This is a genomic window from Pseudomaricurvus sp. HS19, assembly GCF_009857815.1.
Lineage (GTDB): Bacteria > Pseudomonadota > Gammaproteobacteria > Pseudomonadales > Cellvibrionaceae > Pseudomaricurvus.
Window position 1 is genome coordinate 703,361 of record NZ_WVVW01000001.1, and the last position, 19,734, is coordinate 723,094.

Below are 19,734 nucleotides of genomic sequence, written 5' to 3' on the forward strand. Positions count from 1 at the left end.
AGCCATCCGGAGACGGAGTAGGGGAGTCCGGCAGCCGGGTCAGCTGCCGCGGTACCACAGTCTTAATAGGCCCGGGTGACATCCACAAACAGGGTCAGGGACTGGCCAGGCTGCAGGTAGGCGTTCTTGTTGACACCGTTCCAGCGCAGAATATCGTTAACAGACAGGTTGAATTTGCCGGCGATACGGGCCAGCGAATCGCCCTTGCGGACCTGGTAAGCCACCTTGCGGATGATGCCGTCATTACGGCTGCTGTTGCTGGCTGTGGTGGCCGCAGCGGAGTTGGTCCAGATCACCAGCTTCTGGTTGCTGCGCAGGGTGTCGCCGGGAGCCATGCCGTTCCACTTCGCCAGTTTACGGACGCTGACGTTGTATTTGCGGGAGATGCTCCAGAGGCTGTCACCCTGACGCACCTGATAGGTCACCTTGCTGGCGCCGCTGGCGCCCGCGCCTTTCTCCTGAGTACGCATCAAGCGCTGGTTGGCACTGTAGGTGTAGGCGTTGGCGGGTTGGCTGGCGGTAGGAATCAGCAGCATCTGTCCGGCGCGAATAAGGTTGCCGCGAATGTTGTTGTGTTCCCGCAGGGTCTCAACGGTGGTGTTGTATTTACCGGCGATCCCCAGCAGGGAGTCACCGGAGCGCACCTTGTAGCGCTCCCAGGAGACCCGTTGGGTGGCGGGCAGGGCACCAAGCTGCTCGCGGAAGCCTTCAGCCTTGTCCACCGGCACCAGCAGGCGATGCGGCCCCTGAGGGTCGGTAGCCCAGCGGTTGAAGCCGGCATTGAGTTTGTAGAGATCGTCCAGGCTGATATCGGCCATGGACGCGGCCTGGGCCAGGTCGATCTGTGAACCTACGTCGACAGCTTCGAAGTAGGCGCTATCTTCAACCGGGGTGAGGCTGATCTGGTACTGTTCCGGATTGTCAAAAATGATGGCCAGAGCGATCAGCTGCGGAACATACATCTCTGTTTCCCGCGGCAGGTCAAGAGACCAGAAATCGGTGGCCAGGCCTTTTTTGTCGTTGCGTCGCTGGGCGCGACGGACATTGCCTTCGCCAGTGTTGTAAGAGGCCAGTGCCAGCAACCAGTCGTCACCCATCCGGCGGTGCAGGTCAGAGAGATAGTTGAGGGCCGCATCGGTTGCTGCCATCGGGTCGCGACGCCCGTCGTACCACCAGTTTTGCTTCAGGCCGTACTGCTTACCGGTACCCGGAATAAACTGCCACATACCGGAGGCACGGCCATGGGAGTAGGCGAAGGGATCGAAGGCGCTTTCCACGATTGGCAGCAGGGCCAGTTCCAGTGGCATGTCACGGGCATCCAGCTGTTCCAGGATGTAGTGCAGGAAGGGTGCTCCGCGTTCTGTCACGCGGGCGATATAGCTGGGATGCTTGCTGTACCATTCCAGGTACTTCTGCACCCGCGGATTATCATCCTTGGGCAATTGATAACCGTCGCGCATACGCTGCCAGAGATCCACAGGTTCCGGGGCGACAACCAGCTCCTCTGGCGGAGCCGCACTCTCTGCTGGCACTTCGGCAATTTCCTGCAGGGCGCTTTCGCTGGCGAGCGCGCTGGAGTTTTCGCCGGGAGGTAATGTGGTGCAGCCGACCAGGGTGAAACCGGAAACAGCAACCGCAAGCAGAGACTTATAGATCATACAGCTATCTTCGTGTCAGTTTGTAATTCTGGGCTTATTCGGTCGAGTGTAGAGTGGACGCTTACCGGGGTCAACGCGCAAGCTCCGGCAGTGAGATCTGGTTAAAAGTTATCCTTCCAGCGTCTCAGGGCACCGAAAATCTCAGCAGCGGTGGCAAGTTTCGTGTGGCAATGCTGTTCCGCTGCCTTCACTACTGCCGGGCTGTCCCAGCGCAGGAATGGGTTGGTCTCAAGTTCCTGCTGCAGCAGGCTGGGCACGGTTGCCTGTTGCTGCTCACGGGCCTCTGCCACTTCCGCCACCCGCGCAATTACCGCCGGGTTATCTCCCTCTACAGCCTCGGCAAACCGATAGTTGGCCTGGGTGTATTCGTGGGCACAATAGATCCGTGTGTCAGACGGCAGTTCCCGCAGTTTTTGCAGTGATGCCTGCATCTGTGACGGGGTTCCCTCGAACATGCGGCCACAGCCACCCACAAACAGGGTATCTCCGACAAAAGCGATGGCCTCCGCGGCACTGAAGTAAGCGATATGATCCAGGGTGTGCCCTGGCACCTCCAGCACATCAAACGTGACGCAGGTGCCGTCGGCAGCGACCGCCAGGGAGAGGGCCTCACCCTCGGCCACAGGATCCGTCACCTGGGGGATATTGGCTGACTCCGGCCCGTAGACCGGTACCTGCCAGTGGCGGCACAGGGCTTCCACGCCACCGATATGGTCGGCGTGGTGATGTGTAACGAGGATGCCGGCCAGTTGCAGGTTATGCTCTGAGAGGGCAGCCTCAACCGGCGCTGCATCGCCGGGATCGACCACGTAGGCCAGGTTTTCGCCCGCCTGGTGAAAAAGCCAGAGGTAATTGTCGGCAAAGGCCGGGACGGGAATAATTCGGATCATAGGTTTGTCATCGAGGTTCGGCATGGAGGTTCGACAGTGATACCGGCATAATACCCAAGCAACGCTTGCAATGCACAATCCGGCAGAGATTCGGCGCCGCAGGAGGGTTGATACCGTGAAGTTACTCGCTCAGCTAAAAAGGCTGGCCCGCCGGGCCAATCTGCGCCACGGCCTGCAGTCTCCAGCAGATACCATGCAGGGGCTTCAGGGGTGGGAAAAGACTCCATTGGCACAAGCACTGTTCTCGCAGCAGCAGGATCAGCTGGGAGAGCATCTGGGTCAGTTGTTTGGTTACCACCTGCTTGAGCTGAGCAACTTCCGGGTGACAGGACTCAGTAAAGAGAGCCTTATCAACCACCGTTTTCGGCTGGCGCCGATAGACGGTTTTGAGGCCGGCGCGCTGGCGCAGTGGGAGGCGCTGCCGCTGGAAAGCGAATCGATTGATGTGGTGATCCTGCATCATGTGCTGGAATTCAGCGGCAATCCTCACCAGGTCCTCAGGGAAGCCAATCGGGTGTTGATCCCGCACGGTCACTTGCTGATCCTGGGTTTTAATCCCTGGAGCCTGCAGGGGCTGTATAAGGTGTTTGCCCAATGGCTGGGTGCCGGTGACCTGTGGCGGCGACGTTCGCTGCGGGCAGGGCGGGTAATCGATTGGCTGCAGTTGCTGGATTGTGAGCCGGTAGAAGTCAATTACGGTTTTTATCGCTTGCCCATCAATCACGAGGGAACCCTGCGGCGCACCGGTTTCCTTGAATCGCTGGGACAGAAGTGCAGGCTGCCGTTTGGCGGCTACTATCTGCTGGTTGCCCGCAAAGAGGTGGGGGCGGCCATCCTGGCCAAGCCCAGCTGGAAAGGTATCAATCCCATGGAGCTGGTGATCGGCAAGCCGGCAGGGCGGGTCAGCGGGCGTCAGACCCCGGGTAAAGGCGGCAAAGTGGTGCCGCTGGTCAGAAAAGATGAGGTTTAATGAAGCAAGTAGAAGTGTTTACCGACGGCGCCTGCAAGGGCAATCCCGGGCCCGGCGGCTGGGGAGCGCTGCTGCGCTATGGCGGTGTCGAGAAGAAGCTGTGCGGCGGTGAGGCAGAAACCACCAATAATCGCATGGAGCTCAAGGGGGCAATTGAAGCACTGCGGGCCCTGAAAGAGCCCTGTTCAGTACGCCTGACCACAGACTCCCAGTACGTTCGCCAGGGCATTACCCAGTGGCTCGCCAACTGGAAACGTAACGGCTGGAAAACCGCGGCCAAAAAACCGGTGAAAAACGATGACCTTTGGCGCGAGTTGGACGAGCAGGTCGGCAGGCATCAGGTGAGCTGGCACTGGGTCAAGGGCCACAGTGGACACCGCGAAAATGAGATAGCCGACGAGCTGGCCAACCAGGGCATTCCCGTCAAACGCTGAACCCGGTTAACACGCTGCCCAATCCTGTACCCCTCGTGGAGCAGGAGGAAAGGGCACAAAGGAAAGAGACATGCGTCAAATTGTACTGGATACGGAAACCACCGGCCTCGAACCGAGCCAGGGGCACCGCATCATTGAAATCGGCTGTGTAGAGCTGGTTAACCGCCGTCTTACCGGGCGCCATTATCACCAGTACATCCAGCCACAACGGGTGGTGGACGAAGGTGCTATTGAAGTCCATGGCATCACCAACGAATTCCTGGCAGACAAACCGGTGTTTGCCCAGATTGCTGCCGAGTTTTTTCAGTTTATCGAGGGCGCGCAGCTGGTGATTCACAACGCTCCCTTTGATATCGGCTTTATCAACCACGAATTTGCCCGACTTAAACCGGCGCTGACACCGGTAGCCGAGATCTGTTCGGTGGTGGACACGCTGGTAATGGCGCGCCAGAAACACCCGGGGCAAAAGAACAACCTGGATGCCCTGTGTAAGCGCTACGGTGTCGATAACTCCCAGCGCGACCTGCACGGTGCGCTGCTGGATGCGGAGATTCTGGCGGACGTTTATCTGTTAATGACCGGTGGCCAGACGTCACTGGGTCTGGGGGCAGACGGAAGTGAATCCAGCAGTGAATCCGGTGTGAGCGGTATAAGGCGGCTGGCTGCGGGTCGGCGGCCGCTGCCAGTGATTACTGCCAGCGCCGATGAGTTGGATGCCCACCAGCAGCGCCTGGCGGCACTGGGTGAGCAATGTCTCTGGAAATGACCCGGCTGCAGGGGACAGGGGGGCTGCCGTCCTGATCCGGGCGCTCGGGTGCTACAGTGCCCGATCAGAGCGTCAGGTTCACCATCAGCAGGCCCACACCACCGAGGACGATGGTGTAGGGCAGTGCCATCATCACCATGCGGCCATATGAGAGTCGGATCAACGGCGCCAGCGCCGAGGTCAGCAGGAACAGAAAGGCAGCCTGACCATTGGGTGTGGCCACGCTTGGCAAGTTGGTACCGGTGTTAATGGCCACCGCCAGGTGATCGAACTGCTGGCGACTGATAGTGCCGGCATCAAAGGCGTCTTTCACTTCATTGATATAGACCGTTGCCACAAACACGTTATCGCTGATCATCGATAACAGGCCATTGGCGATAAAGAACATGGACGGTTGTATTTCCGGGTCCATGGCCAGCACGCTGTTGATAATCGGGGTAAACAGGTGCTGCTCGTGAATCACCGCGACTACCGCGAAAAAAACCACCAGTAGCGCAGTGAAGGGCAGAGCTTCCTCGAAGGCGCGACCAATCTGGTGCTCTTCAATAATGCCGTTGAAGGCAGTCAGCAGCACAATCACCAGCAGACCTACCAGGCCCACAGCCGCCACATGGAACGCCAGGGAAAACACCAGGATCACGGCAACCAGAGCCTGCACCATCAGCTGCACCTTGTCTTTGGCGGTGCGCTTGGCGTCCACACTGGCCGCGTACTCCACCAACACCGTGCGCACAGCTTCCGGCAGTTTGGCGCCGTACCCCATAATGCCGGTCTTCTCCAGCATTATGCAGGTTGTGATGCCGGCAGCCAGTACCGGCATGGTGATCGGGGACATCACGTGGAAAAACTCCACAAAATCCCAGCCCGCTTTCTCGGCAATCAACAGGTTCTGGGGTTCGCCCACCAGTGTGCAGACGCCCCCCAGTGCCGTACCAACGGCACCATGCATGATCAGGCTACGCAGGAAGGCGCGGAAATTGTCCAGGTCGGCGCGGTGCAGCTCCACCACGCTCTGATCGTCGGAATGGTCATGCTCCGGGTGCTGAATCATCTTGCCGGAGGCCACCTTGTGGTACACCGCGTAGAAGCCCACAGCCACGGTAATCAGTACCGCAGTGACGGTCAGCGCATCGAGAAAAGCTGACAGCAGGGCGGCGACCAGAGTGAAAAGCAGGGAGAGGAGGGGTTTGGAACGGATATTCAGGAGGATTTTGGTGAACAGGAACAGCAGCATATCTTTCATGAAGTAGATACCTGCCACCATAAACACCAGCAGCAGTATCACCTCCAGATTGCCCTCCACCTCGTGGTAGATAGCGCCGGTGGAAGTGAGTCCCAGTAGCGCCGCCTGCAGGGCCAGCAAGCCGCCCGGTTGCAGCGGGTAGCACTTGAGGGCCATGGCCAGGGTAAAGATAAACTCGGCGATCAGAATCCAGCCGGTTATGAACGGACCCACGGTGTAATAGAGAACGGGATTTATCAGGAGAAACGCGACAATCGCCTTTTTATACCAGACCGGCGCGTTGCCAAGAAAATTCTTGCCCAGCGCTTGAGATAACGTGGTTGCCATACTGTGTTCCTGTTGGTGCAGTAAATTGGCGCCCGTGGCGCCAGCCAGTAGTGGAATCCAGCCGATTCTACCCCGATAACGAAAAATCGACCTTATGAAGTCCGGTCTGTACTGCAGCTCCGGCAGTCATTACGCGGTGGAGCCCGGAATTTCGCCAGTGCAGACGCTACGGATACGGAGAAATTTTTCAAGCATTTTTGCAGGATCTGACTGTAATTTAATGATTTTTTTGAGATTATACGAATTCACTCCCCCTCATGGGTGGTCCTGCGTCCGGACAGTATAAATAGTGGCCAACTTGCCGAAATTGAGAGGTGGGCGCTTGAGTCTGACTCGGTGGTGAGGGTAAAAATAGAGGATTCGCCGGCCAGTCACGGGCCGGCAGCTTCCAACCAGAGCGAAATTCAATAAGCAGAAGGGCAAAGGCTGTGGTGCAAAGTAGTCAGGTAAATATTGCGTCCCTCAATATGGTGAGCGACGAGCTGGTGGCCACCATTGAAGAGGCTGCAGGCAAGCTGGAGCAATTTGTCACCAATCCGGACGCGGGCCGTGAACCACTGGACGCCTGTGCCGTCGCCATTGACCAGGTGCGGGGTACCCTCAAACTGGTACAGCTGGGCGGCGCCTCAATCCTGGCAGAAGAGGTTCTGCTGGCACTGCAGGGGATCACCGATACCACAAGCCAGTCGTTTGCCGAACTGAAGGATGCCCTGACAGACGCTTTCTTCATCCTGCCCCGTTACCTGGAATACACCCAGCAGTCGCGTCGCAACGTCCCGGTGCTGCTGCTCAGCTATATCAACGAATTGCGGTCACTGCGCAAGGTTCCGGACCTGCCCGAGAGCCACTTCCTCCAGTATGGCAACAGCAATCCCGCCTACAACGCCCGTGCCACATCTTCGGCGATGACCGACAATGAGCTGGCGGCACTGCTCAAGCGCTTGCGGCATATGTATCAGGTAGGCCTCCTAAGCGTACTCCAGAACCGCCAGATCCCCTCCGGCCTCGGCATCATGGAGCGGGCATTGGAGCGGCTGGAATTTGTATCCGGGCCACGCCGCAAAACCCCGCTGTGGTGGACGGCCGGCGCCGCGCTCAATGCCCTGCGTACCAGCAAGATGGAAGTCAGCAAATCCCGCAAGCTGGCATTGATGGCACTGGACCGGGAACTTAAGGCGCTGGTACAGACCGGCATTGGCTCTACCGACCAGGATCCACCGGAAGCACTGGTAGGACAGTTCCTGTTCCTGCTTTCCATTGCCGACTCCCCATCAGAGCGGGCCGAGGCCATATTGCAGGCCTATCAGGTAACCCGCCCTGGTTATACAGATCGCGAATTGCAGCGGGAGAAAGAAGCTCTGCGCGGCCCCAGCCTCAACACCGTCGCTTCGGTGGCTGCGGTACTGCAGGACGAAATCCGGCAGATCAAGGAGATTCTGGAGAATGCCTCCCAGGCCCACGATCGCGGTCTGGCCGAGTACGGTGAGCTTGCCGCTCACCTGGACAAGGTGGCAGATATCCTGGCTGTGGTCGGACTCACTGCTGCCGGCCAATCCCTGCGCCAGGAGATCGCCCGTATCGAGCACTGGCGCGATCAGGGGCAGATGGCCGACAACGCCGACCTGATCGAAATCGCCGATTCCCTGCTCTATGTCGAGAGCAGTGTCTCCTCGCTTGAGAAGTCGAGCGTCTCCGACGAAAAACTGCAGCAGGCCAACAACATCGCCCGCCGCGAAGTCATCGCGTCATCACAATTGGCAGAGGCTGAAAAGCTGGTAATTGAAGAAGCGGAAGCGGGACTGGCGCTGGTCAAGCGGGCCCTCAGCTCCTATGCCGAATCCAGCTTCGACCCGGGCCACATTAAGAACGTAGGCTCCACACTGACAGCAATTCGCGGTGGTTTTACGGTGCTCGGCCTGAGTTACGCCGCTGATATCGTGCGTGCGTCGGTGGAGTTTATCGAAGACCTGCTGAAACAAAGTTCACCTCCGGCAGCGTTACAACAGATGCTGGAAACCTTCGCCGATGCGGTGATTGGCCTGGAGTACTATCTGGATACCCTTGAAGTGGAGAAGGGCGGTGATGCGTCCGTGCTTTCCATCGCCGAAGAGAGCCTGCGTGCGCTGGGCTACAGGGTGAACAATTAACAGAGGCTATGGCTTCACTGCGGATATCATTATTCAAGCCGGGTAAGGAAACAATATGGTCTACGACATCCTGTCGGTCGTGTTGGCGGTACTGGGAGTCATCGTACTGCTGCTGGCACTGAAGGCAATTTTCAGTCGCGGTTGGTTGCTGGGTTGGATAAAGGGGATGGTCAACCTGGTGGTACTGGTACTGGCCGTACTGCTGGGGCTGCTGGCACTGGATCTGTTCAGCTACAAGGAGCTGCTGCAGGAAACCCCGGTGGCCACCATCAGTTTCGAACGCCTGGAAGACCAGCACTACCAGGCCACCCTGGTACTGGCGGACGGGCAGGAGCAGGAGTTCGAGCTCAGGGGTGATCAATGGCAGCTGGACGCCCGTATCTTCAAGTGGAGTCCGTCATTGGCACGCCTTGGATTCCGCCCCGGTTACCGCCTTGATCGCCTGTCCGGTCGCTACTACTCACTGGACAAGGAGCGCCACGGAGAGCGAACGGTTTATGATCTCAACCCCAGCCAGGCGCAGGTGGATACCTGGCGCTGGGTGCGGTCTATGGACGGCAGCGTCGGCTGGCTGGACGCGCTCTATGGCAGTGCCACCTTCGTTCCCATGAGCGATGGCGCATTGTACGAAGTTAATCTGTCACACAGCGGCCTTACCACTCGCGCGCTTAACGAGCGTGCGCGGGAAGCGCTGCAGGTCTGGAAATAATTCCTCCCTTACAACCCGGAGAATAGCTTGGAGTTTATTGCTGAATACGGCCTGTTTCTGGCCAAGTCGGTTACCGTGCTGCTGGTGATCGTATTTATTGTCGGCTTTGCCGTGTCTGCCGGACACCGGCAGAAGGGCGGCGACAGGGGACACCTGGAAGTCACCAAACTCAATGACGAGTATGAGGATTCACAGGATATCCTGCGGGACGCTATCACCGAGCCGCACCAGCGCAAGGCGGACCTGAAAGCGCAGCACAAGAAAGAGAAGCAGGAAGAGAAAGCCCGCAAGAAATCTGCGAGCAAAGCCACTGGGGAAGAACCCCCGGCCAGGCGCGTATTTGTGATCGACTTTGATGGTGATATCAAGGCGTCAGCGGTGGATTCCATGCGCGAGGTAATCACCGGCATCCTCAGCGTTGCCGGCCCTCAGGACGAAGTGGTGGTGCGGCTCGAGAGTGGCGGCGGTATGGTACACAGTTATGGCCTCGCCAGCAGCCAGCTGGATCGTATCAAGCAGCAGGGCATCAGTCTCACCGTCTGTGTCGACAAGGTGGCGGCCAGCGGCGGCTATATGATGGCCTGTGTGGCTGATCGTATCCTGGCCGCGCCCTTTGCCATTATGGGGTCCATTGGTGTTCTGGCACAGATCCCCAACTTCCACCGGCTGCTGAAAAAGCACGACATCGATTTCGAAGAGCTGACCGCCGGCGAATACAAGCGTACCCTCACCATGTTCGGCGAGAACGACGACAAGGACCGCGCCAAGTTTGTCGAGGACCTGGAAGACACCCACAACCTGTTCAAGGAGTTTGTGTCCCAGCATCGTCCTGCCGTGAATATCGAACAGGTGGCCAATGGCGATGTCTGGTACGGCAAACGTGCCCTGGATAACGCACTGGTGGACGAGCTGAAAACCAGTGACCAGTACCTGATTGAAAAGATCGGGGAAGGTGACGTTTTCCATGTGGAGTTCGCCCACAAGAAAACGCTGCAGGAAAAACTGGGGCTCTCTATCTCCGCAGCTGCCGACCGGCTGCTGTTGACCTGGATCAGCCGCCTGAACAACAAACGCTTTTTCTGATGGGTGACACCCGGCTCAAACAAAACAGCGCCCGGTGGCTACCGGGCGTTTTTGTGTGGGGCCTATCAGCCCAGATGCTTATCGCAGGCTTCGTTGATCTCCTGCTCAATGGTCTTGCCCAGGGAACGAACCAGCAGACCCAGCTTGACGTTGATTTCCAGCGCCGAATCCGTAGCCACCAACTCGCCTTTGCTGCCACTGATGTGTTTGTAGTGGATCGTATTGCCGTCCACGCTTTTGCTGCCGCCAATTCGGTTGATCAGCCCGTCGGTGATTTTGTCAGCAATCTCCAGGCAGGCCTGCTGGCCCAGTTGATGTTGGCGGCGCACACGCACTTCTTTCATGATTCAGGAATCCAGTAGCTGGTTGAGAATTACCAATTATCCGCAATGTCAGATAATCAGCCCTAAGAGTACCGGCAAAACGGCCACGGATAAAAGGGTGGATACCACCACGATTCCCGCTACCTCCTCAGGGTTGCGCTGGTACTGGAAGGCAAACAGATAATTGAAGACGGCGGCAGGCATGGCTGCGTAGAGCAGGGCGACCCCCTGTACCAGCGGCTCAACCTCCAGCCAGCGGCACAGCAGCCAGGTAATCCCCAGTGCTATCACCAGCCGCATGGCACTGAGGACCAGCGCCCGTTGCCAGAGTCCCACCTTGAGTGTAGCCAGCGAAGCCCCAAGGGTCAGCAGCATCAGGGGAATGGTGAAATCCGCCAGCAGCCCCAGGGTATTCCCCATCCACAAGGGCACCTGCCAACCAGCCGCTGAAATTCCCAGCCCGGCCGCCATGGCGTAGATCATCGGCTGCGAGCTCAGGTTTCTTAAGATGGTACGGGGCGAGCTGCCCCCGCCCTGGACGATGGCCAGGCCCAGGCTGAGATGAGCGATCATCATCAGCAGCATATAGCCCAGCCCCAGTGTCATACCGGTCTCGCCGAACGCGAACAGGCTTAGTGGCAGCCCCATATTACCGGAGTTGGGAAACAGCAGTGGCGGCATATAGGTGGCGATATCCAGCTTCCACGCGCGCAACAGAAAGGCCCAGAACAACAGCGTCACCAGCAAAATGGAGATGGCAATCAGTGCTGTCTGCGCCATGGCGTCCAGCGGCAGGGGATGGCTGACGAGGCTGTGAAAGATCAGGCAGGGGGCGCCGATGTAGGTCACCAGCCGGCTGATAAAGCCGGCCGGATAGTCATAGCCCAGCCGGCACCAGCCGTAACCCAGAGCGGCACAGATGAAGATGGGGGCAACGATGGCGAACACCTGGGAAATCATGGCCGGCATCTTACTCGCTGGGCCGGGCCAGTTACAGCAGCAATTGGTCGTAGGGGGACACATCAGCAGGACGCAGCCGTGCGTTGACGAAGCTGGCACGTTAAAATGGCCGCGTCTTTTTACACACAACTCCTGTCAGGGAGTCGCCACACGGGCACAGGCTGTCCGAACTGATCAGGTTAACAACAGGATGCCACCGTTGCCCACGCCCCATACCGATGATTTTTATGTAGTGGCTTATGAGCCCGGCGCCGAGAATCCGGCGTTACCCACCTGGGCTAACCGCCACCTCAACCCGGCAGGACTTATTGAGGATTACCCAACGGCACGGATTAGCCGCCAGCCTGTGGCAGATGTTCCGGGGGCCTTTCAGCTTTTGAATGTCCTTACCCCGAAGGAGTGTGAGGCTCTGATCGGGCTGAGCGAAGCGCTGGGTTACCTGCCGGATGCGGCTGTCTCCCTGCCGCGTCGTGTGCGCCACAATGACAACGTGGTATGGGTCACCGATGCCGACACGGACAGGATTATCTGGCAGCGGGTAGCCGGATTTCTGCAACAGGATGCAGAGGATTACGATGGTAACCAGCCTCTGGGAATCAACGCCCGATTTCGCTTCTACCGCTATGGGGAAGGGGACTATTTTGCGTTTCACACCGATGGCGCCTGGCCCGGTAGTCGCGTACAGGCGGAAGAGCTGGTTGCCAACGCCTACCCGGACCGTTACAGCTGTATGACTTTCCTGATTTTCCTCAGCGATGATTTCGATGGCGGGGAGACCCGCTTTCTGGTGGACGGCGGCACCGGCAACCAGCGCAGCCGCTCAGGCAGTGAACGTCGGCAGGTAGACGTTCGCACCCCGGCCGGGGGCGTGCTCTGCTTCCCCCACGGCATGCACCCCTGGCACTGTGTACACAGTTCCGTCCCCATCACCCGCGGCACCAAGTACGTGATCCGCACCGATACGCTGTTTGCGCTTTAAATTTTTGACTGTCAAAAGCGCCCCGTAACACTGACTTAGCAACAGGAATGAATGTGACCGACACTATCCCTGCGGGCTTTGCCCCTATCGACTTCAATATGCCGTTTATGGACCTGATCGGTCCCGTGTACCACCTGCAAGGCGCCGAGATCCTGCATCTGGCCATACGGGTGGAAAAGCGCCACTGCAACTCACTCGGTACCGTGCACGGTGGCCTGCTGGCAACCCTGGCGGATATCGCTTCGGTGAGGGCTCTGGTGCAGAAAGTGGACAATGGCAAGCGGGCGTTTTCCCTGAACCTGAACCTGGATTACATCGGCACCGCCCACGAAGGCGCCTGGCTGGAAGCCCATGTGCAATTGCGCAAGGAGAGCGGCAGCATCGGTTTTACCACCTGCGAAATCCGGGAGGGGGAGCGCCTGGTAATGATCGCCAACGGTACGTTCAAGTTTGTGGTGCCGCGCAACACCTGATTGGGTAAAACTCTGTACGGGGGCATGCGCAGTACCGCTGGTAAGCTGAGCGGCGGGAAAAGAGGGAGGAGCGGCGCCGGTGTGGTATCTCACCGGCGCCTGGGTCTTACTCGTCAGCCAGGTAGCGATCCAGCTCCTGGTGCATACCGAGAATAATCTTCTCGTGATGACTGGCCAGCCAAACCTGGCGGATAGCACCGGTATTGAGGCCTTTCTGCATGCGTTGCAGGTTGCCCAGGTCCTGGCGTGGAATCTGGTAGACCTGTGAGGGGTCTTCAGGGTTTGTGACGTACTCCACTTCCGCGCGCTCCGGCTTCACCGCCGCAGGCAGTGAACGGGTAGAGAAAATCTCAAAGGTACACTGGTTAGGGTCTGCCTTGTCCGGACGCACGCGGTAGATCATGGCGTTGCCGGCCTGGGGCAGGATCATCACGTTGGGGAAAATAAACACTTCACCGCCCCACATGCCCAGTATCTCCGGTGTCGGCATAGGCATGGGACGTTGTTTCGCCGCCGCATCCTCGTACAGCACCCGAATGTACTCAGCACCCAGGCTGGAACCTTCCGGAATCGGCTTGCCCTTAAGCGTGCGTAGCAGGTCAACGTCGTCCTGCAGCACCTGGGCATCCATCCCGTCTACCAGCAACTGCAGGCGCGCAGCCATGGCTTCAACAGGGTCCATCGCCTGTTTGGGCGGGTTGATCTTGCCACGCATGGGGGTATTGCTGCCGGCGTAGAAGCGACCGTGGCCCTTGTCGAACACCTCATATTCCACATTGTGGTGGTTGTAGGCTTCAAACTCCCCATCCTGGTTTTCGCTGAAGATAAACTCGGCGGCCTTTTCTTCCAGCTGTGGATGGGTGGCGGGCACGTGATAGGTTTCAAAGAACGCTTCCTGGGCCACCTTCCAGTTGGAGGCGATCGGAATGGACTTCCACCAGTAGTGGCGCATCTCTTTCAGATTAAGGTCATCAAGCAGGGGCTTGATAGGGGCGATAAATTCTTCAAACGGAATACAGTTCTTGTCGAAGTTGATGAAGACAAAACCGGCATACACAACACAGGGCAGGCTTTTCAGGGCTACGTCGCTGTTGCAGAGCTTGCCACCGTGGAACTCTTCACGGGCCAGCACGTACTTGTTTTCGCCCTCGGTGTCCCATCTCCAGCCGTGGAACGGACAAATAATGTTGCCGTTGGGGAAGGTGCCGGAGCCTTCTGTCAGCGCCGTGGCACGGTGCGGGCAGACGTTGTGGTAAGCCTTAACCGTGTCGGCATCAGTGCGCACAATGAACACCGAGCGATTACCGATCTCATAGGTGTAGTAGTCGTTAACCTCGGGAACAGCGTCAATTCGGGTCGCCACTTGCCAGACTTTCGACCAGAGCTGCTCAAACTCTTTCTGCAGGAAGGCGGCATCGTTATAGCGGCCAACGCGGATACCGTGATCCAGCGTTTTCCAGCTCTCGGGCCAATCCGTGCTGGCGGCGCTGTTCGCTCGCTTCTGTTCTGCTGTGCTCATTCTTTGAACCTCATAGCTATCTTGTTATAGGTATTGTGGTCTGGGCCGGGTGCTATCAACCGGTTTGCGTCCAGCCAATGCAGGCTTAATCATAGCCCAAACAGACAGGTTAGTAGACAGCGCTGTTGGATAACGGCGGGAGTTACCCGTGGAGCTGTCATGGGGGCTGTTGCAAAAAACACCATTCCCACGGTGTCTTGGATCCCAAGAATCGCGCGCCGGGGTGGCTCTCCGCAAGGGTATAACGCCCAAATTAATAAAACTTTGCACGGCAAAGTGTGGCCCTCACGACCTTAGGCCTTGCTCGCGAAAGGAGCCCTGAATACGTTGCCGTAACCACTGATGAGCCGGGTCCAGATGATCTCGACGGTGCCAGCAGAGGTACATGGTCAGGCCTGGCGTGGCGAACGGCAGGGGAGTGCACGCCAGCCCCTGGAGGTTGACCCGCGCCATCAGGCTGGGCAGGGCACAGATCATCGCGCTGCCTTTGAGAAAACCGGGAAGGGCAGAGAAATTGGGAACTGATATCCGCGGTGGGCCGATTTCAGGCGTATCACCCTGCAACAGCAATTGGCTGCCGGATTCGTGATCATCAAACCGCACCTCAATATATTCCGCTGCGGCAAACGCCTCGGGGGTATCAGGGGCATCGCGCACCGTTCCGTCGTAAAAGCAGGCCAGCTGGTCATCAAACAGCCGCAGCTGATAGATATCGGCGCCTTCCGGCGGAAAAGGGGTAATCAATAGCTGGCAACGGGCCTGACGCAGTACCTCGGCACTGGGAATCCCCGACGACATGAAGCGAAAACGGGCGTCTACACCCTCCGCCTGCAGCTGCTTGATCAGCGCCGGAAAGATCAGATCGCGTTGAAAGTCATTGGCCGCGATGGAAAATTCCATCTGTCCAACCAGGGGGTCAAAGGGCCTGGCGTCAGTCAGCGCCTTCAGGCCATCCAGTACTTGCTGTACCGGTGCCCGCAATGCCAGAGCCCGTTCAGTCGGTGTAATGCCGCGTCCGGCGCGGACGAACAGCGGGTCCCCCAATACCAGCCGCAGCTTGTCCAGCAGATGGCTCACGGCAGACTGGGTAACACCCAGGCGCTCCGCAGCCTTGGACACCGAACCCTCATCCAGCACAGTCAGGAAGGCTTTCAGGATACGGCCGTCCAGTGTCGTGAAATCGAAATCTCTCATAATAGTTATGACTAATCATCTGTGTTTTTCATATCTTAGCAGGCGGATACTGCAACGGCATCCCGGGTACGGTACCTGGGAGCCAGCCAGCGGAATCAAAACGATGCGAACTCACACATTGGTCAAAACACAGTTTGGCGAACTCTACCTGCGAAAGCTGTGCAGGCACTTTGCTCATAAGGTCCCTGCTACTGTGACAGGTGCACAGGGGCTCATCGAGTTCCCTTTCGGGCGCTGCAGGATTTACGCCGGAGCTGATCACATGAGCCTGACCGTCGAGCTGCTTGATCGTGAGCAAGCCCCGAATGCCGAAGATGTTGTAGGCTCGCACCTGCAGCGTATGGCCAGCAAAGAAGAGCTGGATGTGCAGTGGGAGAGGGCAGAGCCCTGACCGTCTTGATCCGCGGCAACTCCGGCCCAGGCGTTGCGGCATCATTACATCGACAGATAGGATGAGCCCGGCCCGGCTCGTACCAACATCAGGGGTTTGATTCTATGAGCGTAAAAACCGCAAGCACGTTTCGCAAATACCACCGCATGATTGGTTTTTTTCTCGCGGGGGTCATGATGATTTACGCCAGCAGTGGTGTGCTGCTGATTTTTCGTACCACCGACTTTTTAAAGTTTGAGCACACCCGCGAACTGCAATTGCCGCCAGCCCTCTCTGCTATTGAGCTGGGGCAGCAGCTGCGCCTGAAGAACTTCCGGGTGACAGAAGAGGGTGACGAACGCATTCTTTTTGAACAAGGCCAGTACTCCAGAACCGATGGCATAGCCCGTGTTACCACCAAAAATTATCCAGCCGCTATTCAAAAGCTGGTGGATCTGCACAAAGCAACACCCAACAGCCCGCTGTTTTTTATGAACGTACTGTTCGGTCTGGGCCTGTTGTTTTTGGCCATCTCATCGTTCGTGATGTTTGTGCGTCAGGCGCCAGCGTTTAAATCCGGAATCAAGTATGCCGCCGCGGGGCTGGTGGTGGCTTTGGTTATGGTGATCTGGGCCTGAGAAGGACGGGCTGCTATAGCCCGTTATCTCATTCCCGGTTATACATCCTGAAGATTCACCCAATTAAAGAGGTGTAAATTGATACCCAGGAAATACACCCATCTGGTGTTTGCCCTGATCATGGCGAGCTTCATGTCCTGCATTATGTCCTTCGTCGTCACCCTGATTAACCTGGGGTTGACCGATGGGCTCCTCAGCGTCTGGCTGCATGCATGGAGCCACGCCTTTATTGTTGCCTATCCGGTGACCCTGGTGGTGAGCCCGTTAGCTAAACGCCTGGCGGGTTTGCTGATAGTAAGCGACTAGCCTGGGGGAGGGGGCAGCAGAAAAGGGCAGTGGGTAGTGCTGGCGTGCAGTCAGGTAACCCCGCCACGACCACCACATTGCCTGCCTGCGCCCGTGATTTCTGTGAGCTTAAACAATAGCCGTTTGCTTGCCCACCAGCTGATAGCGCAACTTGTCGTAACCCCAGTTATAGAAAACCGTGTAGGGAAAAATAAACACGAAGAAACCTATCTCCAGCAGGAACGCCTCCAGCAATGTAATCTGCAGCCACCATACCGCCAGCAGCATACACATACTGATGATCCCGGCTTCGAATACCACGCCGTGAACAAGCCGGGTGGTAAAGCTCCAGTGAATCCGCTCAAGCGTATACCAGCGATCCACCAGCGCGTTGTACACCATGTTCCAGAGCATGGATACCAGAGACATCACAAGCGACAGGGCTCCAGCATCTGCCATTGAAACATCCAGTGCCAAAGCAACCACGGGTGCGGAAAGCACCACAGCTAACAATTCATAGCCCACCGCATGCACTATGCGCTCAGCAATGGTAACGGGCCTGGCCGACATGATGTCCTCCATAGTCATTGGCAATGTTGATACCGGATCTGCTGTACATAATGATTGACGAAACCGATACTTAAAACATAGTTACTATCGCTTTTATCAATAGGTCATTTTCTGGACAAATATGCGTTACTCACCGGAATCCCTGATTGCCTTTGTCGAAGCCGCGGAACTGGGGTCATTTTCAGCCGCCGCCCGCAAGCTCAGCAAAAGCCAGTCAACCGTCAGCATCGCCATAGCCAATCTTGAGGCGGATATCGGCTGTCCGCTGTTTGATCGCAACGGGCGCCAGCCGGTGCTCACAGATGCCGGCCGTCAGGTGTTACACCACGTAGAGGCAATACTGGCTGCCAGTGAGCGACTGGATGCACTGGCCATGCGCCTGGAGCAGCAGGTTGAGCCGTTGCTGTCTGTGGTAATGACCGACATCTACAGCGTACTGTTCTACGGTGAAACGGCGGCCCGGTTCGGCGACAAATTTCCAGATACCGAGCTGCGTTGCGGCCCGGGTGAAGATGCCGATGTCATTCACATGATCCAGCAAGGTCAGGCACAGCTGGGTATCCTGGCTGCACAACAGACGTATCCGGCTGATGTGGCAATAGCGCGCTTGCCACAAAACGCAGCGTTCAGGTTATACGTCAGCGGCAGTCATCCATTGGCCAGCATTGCCCAGCCGGACAGCGCCGATCTGGAGAGAGAACGCCAACTGTGCCTGAAAACCTATGCACCGGGTGTACATCGCGCCAGCGGCCAAACCTGGTCAGCACCGGATTACCTGACGCTGCTGGAGTTTGCTGAGCTGGGATTTGGCTGGGCTGAGTTGCCGGCAGCCATGGTGGAGCGTTTTGGCAGAACACTGGTTGAGCTCAGGATCGCGGGTTACCCGCGAGGCGTGGATATCGATGTAGCCTGGTCGAGGCGTAATCCATTGGGGCCGGCTGGGCAGTGGTTGCTGGAGCAGATATTGGCCGGGTAAGCCCGCAGGTATACTCTGCCTGCAAAACACATAGGTTCGCATAATGTATATTATGTTAAATTCTGTATATTTAGTTTAAAGCCTCATCTCCCGGGTCAACTACAACGCACTTCTGATACTTGCCTGCATGAACAACCCGGCTGACACACTGGTTTAGAACCGCCACTTATCCACCTGCTCCAGGTTGCCCACCACAATCTGTTGTGCCTCCGGGCTGGCTGCCACACTGCGGGTATCGATGTTCAGGGCCTGGAGCAAGTACTCCACCAGTGATGCTCGCGTCTCCAGTACCAGCTGGCCGTCAGTCATGCCGTAGTCAGCTTCAATCACCGCCTGCTGGGCTTTGCCAAGGCGACTGTCGGGAACGATACGCACGGGAATAATGGCGTTCCAGTAGTCGTCATGTTCGGCCGTTTTCTCCGACCTGGACAGCAGCTTTACCGTGCCGCGAAAACGGCTGAGGACGAAGTCCCGAAACTCCCCGTTTTGCTCGCACCAGGCCCGCAGGTGCCACCGGTTGGGCGTGTATACCAGCGTGTGGGGGGCAATGATACGGCTGCGAGGTGTGGGATTTTGCAACGAGAGGTATTTGACCTCTATACGACTGCCCTCGCGACAGGCCTGTACCAGCGGGCGCAGCAGTTGCGGCTGCACCTCCCGCAAAGGCACCTGTAGCATTTCGGTACGGGTGAAGCCCAGGTCGAGACCCTGGAAGCGCTCGGCGATGTCCTGATTACGGCTCAGCAGATGCAGGTACTCCTCCGCCTTGCCCGTGGTAACCGCAGGCTTAAAAGCCGCGGTGGGCTTGTAACCCTTGATGCTGCTGTCGTATTCCAGATTGCCAGGGGCAATTTCCCGCAGGTAATTGTTGATGTCTTTGGAGGCCTGCTGGCGGCCGATGCCGAAGCTCTTGCAGAGGTGATTGGTGGTCAAGCGCCCTTCCCACAACGCAACAATCTCGATCAGGCGATAACGCAGCAGCAGATCCCAACGCAACGGCCAACCCTCAGTCATACACTGTACTCACATAAAGTTCTCATCAAATTACCCTTCTTCGCCTGAACGCTGTTTGCTGTCGCCCGTGCCCGCAACAGCTTTCCTATATGTGTAGCCAAATACGTCATGTAATTTAGCGCATTTGACTGGAGCTTCTCAATATTAGCGGTATAGCAACAATTTACGTCCCCTTTTCACCTGCCTGATAACGCTACATATTCAAA

The 19,734-nt window shown here is 57.5% G+C and carries 21 protein-coding genes; 12 read left to right on the forward strand and 9 right to left on the reverse strand.

Features of this window, described 5'->3' with window-relative positions:
* Positions 1–62: 62 nt before the first annotated feature.
* Both GSF27_RS03095 and gloB read right to left on the reverse strand, forming a co-directional pair.
* Complete coding sequence (locus GSF27_RS03095) at positions 63–1,658, reverse strand: LysM peptidoglycan-binding domain-containing protein (RefSeq protein WP_160965599.1); 1,596 nt, start codon at positions 1,656–1,658, stop codon at positions 63–65.
* Positions 1,659–1,759: 101 nt separating this feature from the next.
* Complete coding sequence (gene gloB / locus GSF27_RS03100; protein WP_202410245.1) at positions 1,760–2,548, reverse strand: hydroxyacylglutathione hydrolase; 789 nt, start codon at positions 2,546–2,548, stop codon at positions 1,760–1,762.
* Positions 2,549–2,663: 115 nt separating this feature from the next.
* Between gloB and GSF27_RS03105 the strand changes: the two genes are divergently transcribed.
* The 3 genes from GSF27_RS03105 (at position 2,664) to dnaQ (ending at position 4,718) form a co-directional block, all read left to right on the forward strand.
* A complete protein-coding gene (locus GSF27_RS03105; RefSeq protein WP_160965601.1) occupies positions 2,664–3,518 on the forward strand; it encodes a class I SAM-dependent methyltransferase in 855 nt (284 codons plus the stop codon).
* Positions 3,518–3,952 carry a ribonuclease HI gene (rnhA, locus tag GSF27_RS03110; RefSeq protein WP_160965603.1) on the forward strand — a complete coding sequence of 145 codons (435 nt, stop codon included), beginning with the start codon at positions 3,518–3,520 and terminating at the stop codon, positions 3,950–3,952. The genes GSF27_RS03105 and rnhA overlap by 1 nt, the downstream gene beginning before the upstream one ends.
* Before the next feature lie 70 nt (positions 3,953–4,022).
* A complete protein-coding gene (gene dnaQ, locus GSF27_RS03115; protein WP_160965605.1) occupies positions 4,023–4,718 on the forward strand; it encodes a DNA polymerase III subunit epsilon in 696 nt (231 codons plus the stop codon).
* A gap of 64 nt (positions 4,719–4,782) precedes the next feature.
* Here the strand turns inward: dnaQ and nhaB are convergent, their stop codons facing one another.
* Complete coding sequence (nhaB, locus tag GSF27_RS03120; protein ID WP_160965607.1) at positions 4,783–6,288, reverse strand: sodium/proton antiporter NhaB; 1,506 nt, start codon at positions 6,286–6,288, stop codon at positions 4,783–4,785.
* A gap of 428 nt (positions 6,289–6,716) precedes the next feature.
* Here nhaB and GSF27_RS03125 point away from each other — a divergent pair, with 428 nt between their 5' ends.
* Genes GSF27_RS03125 through sohB form a run of 3 tightly spaced genes read left to right on the forward strand, consistent with a single transcriptional unit; the run spans position 6,717 to position 10,227 of the window.
* Positions 6,717–8,435 carry a pilus assembly protein gene (locus tag GSF27_RS03125; RefSeq protein ID WP_370462552.1) on the forward strand — a complete coding sequence of 573 codons (1,719 nt, stop codon included), beginning with the start codon at positions 6,717–6,719 and terminating at the stop codon, positions 8,433–8,435.
* A gap of 55 nt (positions 8,436–8,490) precedes the next feature.
* Positions 8,491–9,144: a cation/multidrug efflux pump gene (locus tag GSF27_RS03130; protein ID WP_160965609.1), complete on the forward strand. Its 654-nt coding sequence runs from the start codon at positions 8,491–8,493 to the stop codon at positions 9,142–9,144.
* 27 nt (positions 9,145–9,171) lie between these two features.
* On the forward strand, positions 9,172–10,227 hold the full coding sequence (gene sohB, locus GSF27_RS03135) for a protease SohB (protein WP_160965611.1): 1,056 nt from the start codon (positions 9,172–9,174) through the stop codon (positions 10,225–10,227).
* A gap of 65 nt (positions 10,228–10,292) precedes the next feature.
* On the opposite strand, the gene GSF27_RS03140 is transcribed toward sohB, so the two are convergent.
* Both GSF27_RS03140 and GSF27_RS03145 read right to left on the reverse strand, forming a co-directional pair.
* On the reverse strand, positions 10,293–10,571 hold the full coding sequence (locus tag GSF27_RS03140; protein WP_160965613.1) for a polyhydroxyalkanoic acid system family protein: 279 nt from the start codon (positions 10,569–10,571) through the stop codon (positions 10,293–10,295).
* Positions 10,572–10,619: 48 nt separating this feature from the next.
* Positions 10,620–11,510, reverse strand: coding sequence for an AEC family transporter (locus GSF27_RS03145; RefSeq protein ID WP_160965615.1), 891 nt, complete (start codon positions 11,508–11,510; stop codon positions 10,620–10,622).
* A gap of 190 nt (positions 11,511–11,700) precedes the next feature.
* Between GSF27_RS03145 and GSF27_RS03150 the strand changes: the two genes are divergently transcribed.
* Positions 11,701–12,489, forward strand: a complete 789-nt coding sequence (locus tag GSF27_RS03150) for a 2OG-Fe(II) oxygenase (RefSeq protein ID WP_160965617.1) — start codon at positions 11,701–11,703, stop codon at positions 12,487–12,489.
* A 53-nt stretch (positions 12,490–12,542) separates the two neighbouring features.
* Positions 12,543–12,962 carry a PaaI family thioesterase gene (locus tag GSF27_RS03155; RefSeq protein WP_160965619.1) on the forward strand — a complete coding sequence of 140 codons (420 nt, stop codon included), beginning with the start codon at positions 12,543–12,545 and terminating at the stop codon, positions 12,960–12,962.
* A 106-nt stretch (positions 12,963–13,068) separates the two neighbouring features.
* Here GSF27_RS03155 and GSF27_RS03160 read toward each other — a convergent pair whose 3' ends face one another.
* On the reverse strand, positions 13,069–14,481 hold the full coding sequence (locus GSF27_RS03160) for an SRPBCC family protein (RefSeq protein WP_160965621.1): 1,413 nt from the start codon (positions 14,479–14,481) through the stop codon (positions 13,069–13,071).
* Positions 14,482–14,766: 285 nt separating this feature from the next.
* A complete protein-coding gene (locus GSF27_RS03165) occupies positions 14,767–15,675 on the reverse strand; it encodes a LysR family transcriptional regulator (RefSeq protein WP_160965623.1) in 909 nt (302 codons plus the stop codon).
* Between the two features lie 103 nt (positions 15,676–15,778).
* On the opposite strand from GSF27_RS03165, the gene GSF27_RS03170 reads away from it, so the two are divergent.
* From GSF27_RS03170 to GSF27_RS03180, 3 genes are all read left to right on the forward strand, one after another.
* Complete coding sequence (locus tag GSF27_RS03170; protein ID WP_160965625.1) at positions 15,779–16,066, forward strand: DUF2218 domain-containing protein; 288 nt, start codon at positions 15,779–15,781, stop codon at positions 16,064–16,066.
* 104 nt (positions 16,067–16,170) lie between these two features.
* Positions 16,171–16,683, forward strand: a complete 513-nt coding sequence (locus GSF27_RS03175; protein ID WP_160965627.1) for a PepSY domain-containing protein — start codon at positions 16,171–16,173, stop codon at positions 16,681–16,683.
* Positions 16,684–16,761: 78 nt separating this feature from the next.
* Complete coding sequence (locus GSF27_RS03180; protein WP_237457339.1) at positions 16,762–16,989, forward strand: DUF2798 domain-containing protein; 228 nt, start codon at positions 16,762–16,764, stop codon at positions 16,987–16,989.
* A 108-nt stretch (positions 16,990–17,097) separates the two neighbouring features.
* Here the strand turns inward: GSF27_RS03180 and GSF27_RS03185 are convergent, their stop codons facing one another.
* Positions 17,098–17,556 (reverse strand): PACE efflux transporter, encoded by a 459-nt coding sequence (locus GSF27_RS03185; RefSeq protein WP_202410246.1) that lies wholly within the window; start codon positions 17,554–17,556, stop codon positions 17,098–17,100.
* Positions 17,557–17,659: 103 nt separating this feature from the next.
* Here GSF27_RS03185 and GSF27_RS03190 point away from each other — a divergent pair, with 103 nt between their 5' ends.
* Positions 17,660–18,514, forward strand: a complete 855-nt coding sequence (locus GSF27_RS03190) for a LysR family transcriptional regulator (protein ID WP_160965629.1) — start codon at positions 17,660–17,662, stop codon at positions 18,512–18,514.
* A 153-nt stretch (positions 18,515–18,667) separates the two neighbouring features.
* Here GSF27_RS03190 and GSF27_RS03195 read toward each other — a convergent pair whose 3' ends face one another.
* A complete protein-coding gene (locus tag GSF27_RS03195) occupies positions 18,668–19,528 on the reverse strand; it encodes a YafY family protein (RefSeq protein WP_160965631.1) in 861 nt (286 codons plus the stop codon).
* Positions 19,529–19,734: the final 206 nt, after the last annotated feature.

Excerpts from the sequence above, each read along its gene's own strand:
- GSF27_RS03140 (WP_160965613.1), bottom strand. The coding sequence starts at position 10,571 with ATGAAAGAAGTGCGTGTGCGCCGCCAACATCAACTGGGCCAGCAGGCC.
- GSF27_RS03130 (WP_160965609.1), top strand. The coding sequence starts at position 8,491 with ATGGTCTACGACATCCTGTCGGTCGTGTTGGCGGTACTGGGAGTCATC.
- GSF27_RS03170 (WP_160965625.1), top strand. The coding sequence starts at position 15,779 with ATGCGAACTCACACATTGGTCAAAACACAGTTTGGCGAACTCTACCTG.
- GSF27_RS03145 (WP_160965615.1), bottom strand. The coding sequence starts at position 11,510 with ATGATTTCCCAGGTGTTCGCCATCGTTGCCCCCATCTTCATCTGTGCC.
- gloB (WP_202410245.1), bottom strand. The coding sequence starts at position 2,548 with ATGATCCGAATTATTCCCGTCCCGGCCTTTGCCGACAATTACCTCTGG.
- GSF27_RS03195 (WP_160965631.1), bottom strand. The coding sequence starts at position 19,528 with ATGACTGAGGGTTGGCCGTTGCGTTGGGATCTGCTGCTGCGTTATCGC.
- GSF27_RS03150 (WP_160965617.1), top strand. The coding sequence starts at position 11,701 with ATGCCACCGTTGCCCACGCCCCATACCGATGATTTTTATGTAGTGGCT.
- GSF27_RS03165 (WP_160965623.1), bottom strand. The coding sequence starts at position 15,675 with ATGAGAGATTTCGATTTCACGACACTGGACGGCCGTATCCTGAAAGCC.
- rnhA (WP_160965603.1), top strand. The coding sequence starts at position 3,518 with ATGAAGCAAGTAGAAGTGTTTACCGACGGCGCCTGCAAGGGCAATCCC.
- dnaQ (WP_160965605.1), top strand. The coding sequence starts at position 4,023 with ATGCGTCAAATTGTACTGGATACGGAAACCACCGGCCTCGAACCGAGC.
- GSF27_RS03185 (WP_202410246.1), bottom strand. The coding sequence starts at position 17,556 with ATGACTATGGAGGACATCATGTCGGCCAGGCCCGTTACCATTGCTGAG.
- GSF27_RS03160 (WP_160965621.1), bottom strand. The coding sequence starts at position 14,481 with ATGAGCACAGCAGAACAGAAGCGAGCGAACAGCGCCGCCAGCACGGAT.
- GSF27_RS03175 (WP_160965627.1), top strand. The coding sequence starts at position 16,171 with ATGAGCGTAAAAACCGCAAGCACGTTTCGCAAATACCACCGCATGATT.
- GSF27_RS03190 (WP_160965629.1), top strand. The coding sequence starts at position 17,660 with ATGCGTTACTCACCGGAATCCCTGATTGCCTTTGTCGAAGCCGCGGAA.
- nhaB (WP_160965607.1), bottom strand. The coding sequence starts at position 6,288 with ATGGCAACCACGTTATCTCAAGCGCTGGGCAAGAATTTTCTTGGCAAC.
- GSF27_RS03095 (WP_160965599.1), bottom strand. The coding sequence starts at position 1,658 with ATGATCTATAAGTCTCTGCTTGCGGTTGCTGTTTCCGGTTTCACCCTG.